General features: G+C 68.4%; 8 protein-coding genes and 1 pseudogene. 2 read left to right on the top strand and 7 right to left on the bottom strand.

The features are described from left to right. Window positions 1-548: 548 nt before the first annotated feature. Entirely contained in the window at window positions 549-905 is a 357-nt protein-coding gene (locus tag ADL01_RS15215; RefSeq protein WP_053742524.1) for a DUF192 domain-containing protein, read from the top strand. A 570-nt stretch (window positions 906-1,475) separates the two neighbouring features. On the opposite strand, the gene ADL01_RS15210 is transcribed toward ADL01_RS15215, so the two are convergent. Further along, the gene (locus tag ADL01_RS15210) at window positions 1,476-2,147 is read right to left on the bottom strand and encodes an enoyl-CoA hydratase-related protein (RefSeq protein ID WP_053742523.1); all 672 of its coding nucleotides are present in this window, start codon (window positions 2,145-2,147) and stop codon (window positions 1,476-1,478) included. A gap of 310 nt (window positions 2,148-2,457) precedes the next feature. Further along, window positions 2,458-3,255: a class I SAM-dependent methyltransferase gene (locus tag ADL01_RS15205; protein ID WP_053742522.1), complete on the bottom strand. Its 798-nt coding sequence runs from the start codon at window positions 3,253-3,255 to the stop codon at window positions 2,458-2,460. Between the two features lie 88 nt (window positions 3,256-3,343). Here ADL01_RS15205 and ADL01_RS15200 point away from each other — a divergent pair, with 88 nt between their 5' ends. Continuing rightward, window positions 3,344-3,832 carry a DinB family protein gene (locus ADL01_RS15200; protein ID WP_053742525.1) on the top strand — a complete coding sequence of 163 codons (489 nt, stop codon included), beginning with the start codon at window positions 3,344-3,346 and terminating at the stop codon, window positions 3,830-3,832. A gap of 65 nt (window positions 3,833-3,897) precedes the next feature. Here the strand turns inward: ADL01_RS15200 and ADL01_RS15195 are convergent, their stop codons facing one another. The 5 genes and pseudogenes from ADL01_RS15195 to ADL01_RS15175 all read right to left on the bottom strand — a co-directional run. Continuing rightward, entirely contained in the window at window positions 3,898-4,380 is a 483-nt protein-coding gene (locus ADL01_RS15195; RefSeq protein WP_053742521.1) for a GNAT family N-acetyltransferase, read from the bottom strand. Window positions 4,381-4,460: 80 nt separating this feature from the next. Next, on the bottom strand, window positions 4,461-5,375 hold the full coding sequence (locus tag ADL01_RS15190) for an LLM class flavin-dependent oxidoreductase (RefSeq protein WP_053742520.1): 915 nt from the start codon (window positions 5,373-5,375) through the stop codon (window positions 4,461-4,463). A 40-nt stretch (window positions 5,376-5,415) separates the two neighbouring features. Continuing rightward, a complete protein-coding gene (locus tag ADL01_RS15185; RefSeq protein ID WP_053742519.1) occupies window positions 5,416-5,991 on the bottom strand; it encodes a dihydrofolate reductase family protein in 576 nt (191 codons plus the stop codon). A gap of 155 nt (window positions 5,992-6,146) precedes the next feature. Beyond that, window positions 6,147-6,806 carry a hypothetical protein gene (locus ADL01_RS15180; protein ID WP_159049528.1) on the bottom strand — a complete coding sequence of 220 codons (660 nt, stop codon included), beginning with the start codon at window positions 6,804-6,806 and terminating at the stop codon, window positions 6,147-6,149. A 412-nt stretch (window positions 6,807-7,218) separates the two neighbouring features. Continuing rightward, a pseudogene (locus ADL01_RS15175) lies at window positions 7,219-7,414 on the bottom strand (hypothetical protein); the annotation flags it as partial.

Here is a 7,414-nt window from a genome sequence, read left to right as displayed (position 1 = left end):
CCCTCTCCGCCCACTCCCGCAGCGCCCTCCCTCCGCGCCCGGAGGGAGGGGGCGCGGAGGGAGGGCGCTGCGGGAGTGGGCGGAGAGGGAGGGTTCAGGGAGTGGGCGGAGAGGGAGGGGTCGGAGAGCGGCGGTATCCGGCTGGCTCCGTCCGGCTCCGGCCGGGCACAAAAAAACGGGCCGGTCCGTGGGGGGGAGACGGACCGGCCCGAGGGGGGGCTTCCACCATAACCCTTCGTGAGTGATGCTGCGCGCATCAGCGCCGAACAACTACTCTCCGAAGTCGCCCGACAACGCGCGGATGGCCCCGGAAGCCCGTTTTCACGGCCGGATCTTGGCCGGAAAACAGCTGATTCCCAGGCAGTTTCGCGGGATCCGAGGAGATCCAAAGGGATCCGGCGCGTTTCACCCCACTGGTCCACACCCCCCGGATGCTTCAGCGCCATTCGAGTGCCGTACGAGCGCGGGCGGCGCTCCGGGCCCGGCGTCCCTCCCTGGGGCGACCCGGTCACGAACGCCCGCTTGACGCCGTCGCTAACTTCGCACCCATGGCCACGTTCACCACTCCGCAGACCCCTGAGCCCATCCCGCTGGAGCTCGCCGACTCGGGACGAGCACGCCGACGCGGGCTGCTGGGCCGGGACGGAATCGAGGGCGCGCTGCTGCTGACGCCGGCGAGTTCGGTGCACACGTTCGGGATGCGGTTCGCGATCGACGTCGCCTATCTGGACGCAAACGCGCGGGTCCGGGCGGTAAGAACCATGCGCCCGGGCCGAGTTGGGCTGACCCGCCCCTGGGTGCGGTCGGTCCTGGAGGCGGAGGCCGGGGCGCTGGAGCGGTGGGGGGTACGACGGGGAGTGCGGCTCTCGATCCGGGCCGACGACGTGACACCGGAGGCCCGCTGAGCACGGGCGGGGCGGACCCGGAAGAGCCCCGAGGAGGGGAGGTACGGCACCGCGCAGGCCCCTCCTCTGCGCGGTACCACCCGCGCACTTTGCTCGCGCGAATTACCTTTAGCCAAATTTACGCGACACCGACCCCTGCTAGCGAACCCCGGCGATAACGATGTGGAAACCTCGTGAAGCCTTTTCGGGCATACGCACACATGTCCCTCGCATCAAGCGGGAGGGCATGGTCGATCACAGGTCCCATGCTGAGATTTCGCCAATATTCGGACGCATATGGACTAGGGGGAGCGATATCCGGATGTTTGCTGGAAATAAGACACGGAATGCCATCAATAGTCTCAATTGTCCGACGGTTGAGGATCAGGAGGTCGCTCATCGACGGCGGGCGGGCGCCGACTCTCCCTCGGCGGTTACTCGCCAGTTCGCGCCAGTTTTTCTCCACGCCCGGAAGCAGGGCGTCCGACCGGGCCACCTCTTGGCAGCCGGGGAGCGGTGCGATGGGGGGTGGGCGGGCGCGCGTGGTCGGTGGCGTCGGGGCGCGAAGAGGATACCGCGCGTACGCCGGGGTCAGCCGAGGGCGTTGGCGGTGTCGCGCAGGGCGGCCAGCTCGGGCGCGTACATACGGGCCTTGATCGTGCCGAGGGTGTCGCCGGCCTTGTTCACCTGGGCTTGGGCGAGTTCGACGGCGGTGGCGCGGACGGCGTCCTCGGCAACCGCCTGGTCGACGATGCCGGCGGCTGCGGCGTCGGTGCCGCCGTAGCGGTGGGCGGTGACCATGGACCGGTGGGCCGTCTGCGGGGTCAGCCGGGCCTGGATGAGGGCGGCCATGGCGGGCGTGAAGGGGATGTTGATGTCCGCCTCGGGCAGGCACCAGTAGCCTCGGTCGGCGCGCATGACGCGGAAGTCGTGCGCGAGGGAGAACATCGCTCCGGCGGCGAAGGTGTGCCCTTGCAGGGCGGCCACGGTGACCAAGGGCAGGGAGAGCATCCGCGCGAACAGCGTGTGCACGGAGACGACGTAGTCCTGGTACTGGTCGGTGTGGGCGAACAGCCAGTCCAGGTCGAGCCCGCTGGAGTAGAACTTCCCCGTCGCGGCCGTCACCAGGGCGCGCGGCCCTTCGGCCTTCTCCACCTCGTCCAGCGCCGCGTTGACGGAAGCGAGCCAGTCCGGGTGGAAACGGTTCTCCCCGTCCCCGAGGTCGAGAACGAAGACGTTGTCGTGGCGGTCGAGCGTGGGCATGTCGGCTCCTTGGGTGGTGTGCTGCGGCGGGGGGATGGTGCGATGGGCACCACGGCCTGGCGCGCAACAGTGCGGCAGCGCTGAGGGCCATCCGCTCGCGGCTGTCGCTCGCTGTCGCTCCGGCGGGGGCTCATGTGTCCGCCGCCCCACGGCCCGTCCGTACGACTGCCCATACGACCGCCCGTACGACCGTCTGCGGCAAGGGGAGAGCGGACGGCATACCGGCGGCCTCCTGGGACGGTCGGGTGAGCCTCACTCGGCGTAACTACTTGCCAGTAACTTATGGGATGGGCCTGGACCCCGCAAGGGGTCAGCCGGAGGGCTTGCGGGCCTCGAAGAGATGGCGGCTGCTGTGCGCCACGAACGAACCCTCGGCCTCGATCCGCTCGTGCAGGGACCGGAGTTGGGGGCGGTAGGCGTCGACGGTGAACCCCGGCACCATCCAGATCACCTTGCGCAGGAAGTGCACGACGGCGGCGATGTCGTAGAACTCCATGCGCAGCCGCTCGGCGCGCAGGTCGACGATCTCCAGCCCGGCGGCTTCCGCTCCGGCACGCTCACGGTCGGGGTGGCGCGCGCTGCGCCGTTCGTCCGGCTGCGGTCCGAGGAAGTGCTCGACGAGCTCGTGCGCGCTGGCGGGCCCGACGTGCTGGGCGAAGTACGTACCGCCGGGTCGCAGGACACGCGCGATCTCGGTCCAGTGCGGGGATACGGGATGACGGCTGACGACCAGGTCGAAGGCGTCGGCGGCGAAGGGCAACGGCGCGTCGTCCGGTACGGCGACGACAGCCACGCCGCGCGGATGGAGCAGGGCGGTGGCCCGGGCGACGTTCGGCGGCCAGCCCTCCGTGGCGACGGTGAGCGGGGGCAGCTGCGGGGCGGTGTTGAGTACCTCGCCGCCCCCGGTGTGCACGTCGAGCGCGGCGGACACGCCGGCCAGCCGCTCCCCCATGGCCCGGGCGTACCCCCAGGAGGGCCGCGCCTCGGTGGCCCGGCCGTCGAACCAGGAGAAGTCCCAGCCGTCGGTGGGGACGGCGGCGCCTTCGGCGAGGAGCTGCTCGAAGGTGGGCTTGGACATGGGCGCGGGGGCGGGAGTGGGTACGGACATGGACCGATGTTCGCAGGCGGTTGTCAGTGGCCGCTGATAATTTTCGGCGCGGTAACAGCCGGGGACGGAAGCGGAGGTGGTGCGGGACATGCTGTACGCCGATGACGAACGGGCGACGCTGCGCGCGAAGCTCGACCAGGAGCGGGACGCGGTGCTGTGGAAGCTGCGGGGCCTGGACGAGGAGCAGGTCCGCAGGCCGATGACACCGTCGGGCACGAGCCTGCTGGGGCTGGTGAAGCATCTGGCGTCGGTCGAGTACGGCTGGTTCGTGGAGACGTTCGGCCGCGAGACGGAGCCTTTCTGGTTCGACCCGTATCTCAACGAGGACATGACCGCGGGCCCGGACGACACCACGGCCCGGATCACCGACTTCTACGCCCGCGCCCGCGCCGCCGCCGACCGCGTACTGACGGAACTCCCGCTGGACACCCTGGGCAGGCCGACGTGGCGGGACGACGAGTGCTCGCTGCGCTGGGTCCTGGTCCGCATGACGGCGGAGACGGCCCGGCACGCGGGGCACATGGACATCCTGCGGGAGTTGATCGACGGGAAGACGGGGGAATACGAACCGTCATGACCGTCATGACAGTGGGGATATTCACGATCATCGGGGCATTCATGACCCTCATGGCCTCATGACCGTCATGGCGTCTCGGAGTCGAGGACGAGCATGAGATGTTCGTTGTCGCCGTGGCGGACCGTACCGGTGCGGCGGAAGCCGTGTCTTTCGAGGAGGCGGACGGACGCGGTGTTGTCGGCGAACGGGTCAGCGTGGAGGGGCCGGTTGGTCTCGCGCCGCAGGAACAGCCCGAGGGCGACGCTCCCGACTCCCCTCCCCCAGTACGGCCGCCCGAGCCAGTACCCGATGAAACGGTCGCCGCCGACGCCCTGTTCACCCTCCCACCAGGCGACGATGCTGCCGGCGGGCTCACCGTCCACGGTGACCATCTGCGCGAACACAGTGCTGTCGCCGAGGATGTTCGTCTTCCAGTGCCGCATGAAGGCGTCGCGTGGCCGGGGCGTGAACCGCGACCGCCGGACGGCTTCGGGGTCGTGCTCGCAGGCGAGGAGGAACTCCAGATCGGCTTCCGTCACATCCCGGAGTTGTACGTCGATGTCGGTCATGTGGGGAGTGTGGCAGGAGCCACTGACATCGCCCGCGGGGATGGCCGGGGATGGCCACGGCTGGATCCGGCTGCGGGCGACTACCGTCCGGAGACACCGGAGACAGGGGCCGAGCGGACGAGCGGCCGGACTTCCTCCGCGACGAACCGTACGAAGCCCTCGGGGTCGGGCTCGTCCCCGGTCGGCTGAAGGATGACGGTGTCGGCCCCCGCCTGGACGAGACGCCCCACGGCTTCGGCAACGGCACCGGCGTCCCCGGCGACGCCGAGATCGGGGACGGACGCCACTCCTTCGGCGGCCAGTTCGGCACGGAGCCGCTCATCGGCGTCCACTCCGGTGGCGGCGAGGAGATAGACGACGACACGGTGGCTCTGGCCGGCCGCGTCCGTCCGACCGGCGGCCACCCGCCCCTCCTCGATCAGCTGCCGGGCCTTGCGCACCCCGTCGGGCGCGGTCCCGGCATGGAGAACGGCCCCGTCCGCCACCTCCCCGGCCAGCCGGAGCGAACGGGGCCCGGTGGCCCCGGCGAGAAGGGGCAGCCCGGGCTCGGGCGGCCAGTCGAGGCCGACGTCGTCCAGCTTCACGTAGCGCCCCTCGACGGTGACCCGTTGACCGTCGAGCAGTGCGCGCAACGCCGGCAGATACTCCCGCAACAGGGTGAGCGGCGACGCGACCCGCGCCCCGACCTGCCCCATCCAGTCCTGCACGCCGTGCCCGAGGCCCAGGATGGCCCGCCCCGGGAAGAGACGGTGCAGGGTGGCGGCTTCCATGGCGGTCAGTGCGACGTTCCGGAGCGGTACGGGGAGCAGGCCTACACCGACTCGGACGCGCTCGGTCCAGGCGAGGGCAGCCGCGGCGGCGGAAATCCCGCCCTCACGGAAACAGTCCTCCCAGAGCCACAGCTCCTCGATCCCGGCGGCATCGGCGAGTTGGGCGAGGGCGCGCAGTCGCTCGGGCGGGAGTTGGGGACGGAAGACGACGCCGAGAGTGGTCATGGGGTCTTGGTATCGAGCACGGCCGCGCAGGACAGCCCCATTACAGGCTGTCGCTGCTGACACGCTCGTACCGCAGGAGTACGACGCCGTTGCCGAAGGTACGTGTCTCGGCATGCCGAAGCCGGGTGAGACGGTCGGCCTCGAGGAAGAGCGGCCTGCCGCGTCCGATCAGCACGGGATGGACGCAGAGATGAAACTCGTCGATGAGGTCAAGCCGCATGAACTCAGCGGCAAGCTCGGCACCACCGACCGCGAGATCACCGCCGGCCTGCTCCTTCAACGCCCGAATGTCCTCCGGAACGACTTCCCGCACGACGGTGGCGTTCCAGTCGGCATGCTCCAGCGTCCGTGAGAACACGTACTTCGGCATGTCCCGCCAGATCCCGGCAAACTCGCGGACGACTTCGGGACTGTCGGGGTCGGAGTCGGCGGTGGGCCAGAAGTCGGCCATGAGCTGATGGGTCAAACGCCCACTGAGAAAGGCCCCCATGGCCTTGATCCGCTGATTGAAGTACCGATGCAGCTCGTCGTCGACCATATGCCAGTCGATCTCACGATGGGGCCCCTCGAAGTAGCCGTCGAGGGAGACGGACATCATCAGGATGATTTTTCGCACGGCGCACACCTCAACGATGTTTGGGGACAACTGGTGTGCTTACGGTACTCAGCCAGGGCTGCCGGGGGACTGGGGACCGCGCGAATTTTTACGACTGAGTGATTCGCAACGCCCGCAAGGTAAATTCTCGCCCCCTTACACAGAGCCCTCATCTCCTACGCATCGACCAACGGTGATTCGAAGCTCGTAAGCTCCGCGATCTGTCGCAGGATTTCACGGTACTGCTCGCGTCTCTCCACCGTCGTCGTGCTCAGCATCAGGACTGCCATACGTTTGCAGTCCGGATGCGGGAGATAGGCGTAAATCTGGAGCATTGGAGTCGGAAGGAGGCCGGTTTCGGGATTTGGTGTGCGCAGCATCTCGCCCATCGACGCGGGCCCACTGGGCAGATCAACGTACTCGATGTTGGAATGCTGGTCCGCTGTGGCCACTGCCCGTGCCGCACTCACCGCCCGCGGGGACCAAGCGATGTCTCGCCAGGAAACGGTGAAAAGGGAGTGCAGGATTTCGCCGTTGTTTCCCACGGTATCGTCGCGGTGGGTGCCGAGGGAACAGTGGACTGTGCCCACCTCCCGCAGGGCACGCAAGAGCTGCTGCCCCGATGCCAACTGGGCGATGAACTGCTGCCGGGTGACGCCGTCAGGAATCGCTTCGACCAGAGGTGCGAGCGCCTGTTGGAGCCGCTCGGCCTCAGCAGAGGCGGGTTCGGCGAGGAGAATATCAATCGGCAGCTCAGTGAATCCTCCGGGAACGGCGAACCAGACGCCTGCGCTGGGATCACTTGCCGAGTCATCAAGGAAGACGCGATATGTCATTTCCATCAGTTTTCAAAAGCTTCGTCGATGTCGGTATTTCAGGGTTGGACAGGAACAATGCCGGCGCGGCGACCGCGTGCGACGTCCTCGGCAGTAGCTCCCCAGTCGGCGGCGGTGCGACGCCCGCCGTCCGACCCTGTCCGCTGGTGGAGGAAGCGGAAGCGGCGCGGCGTCGTCCCGTCAGATGCGGGTGCGGCGAGCACCCCGATGAAACGAGGGTCCCCGGCAAGCCATACCGAGCCGATCGCCAACCGGTCCGCCACTCGCCCCGTCCCCTCTCTTATCCCTGTCTCCTGCTGCCGCCTTGAGCAAGGACAGGCCAAGGACTCTGACTGTCCGCTAGCGAGACGAGAACAGATGCCCACCCTCACACACTGGAGTGGGCATCTTGTGACAACTTCTTCACGAGCGTTCAGCGGTTGACGGCTTGGATCTCCTGTACGACAACGTCCTGCTGGGCGCCGAACTCGCCGTCGGGCAGGTTCACCGGGTTGTTGACCCCGGTGCCGGTCCAGTGGATCTTCCAGGTGATGGTGGCGCGGAGGGGATAGGTTCCGTTGCCGGAGGAGCGCAGGTACTTCACTCCGCAGGGGGGTGTCCGGTCGGCC

It is taken from the genome of Streptomyces sp. NRRL WC-3618, from assembly GCF_001280005.1.
Classification (GTDB): domain Bacteria; phylum Actinomycetota; class Actinomycetes; order Streptomycetales; family Streptomycetaceae; genus Streptomyces.
Note: the sequence above shows the minus strand (reverse complement) of the source record. Positions and strands in the feature narration are given on the sequence as shown.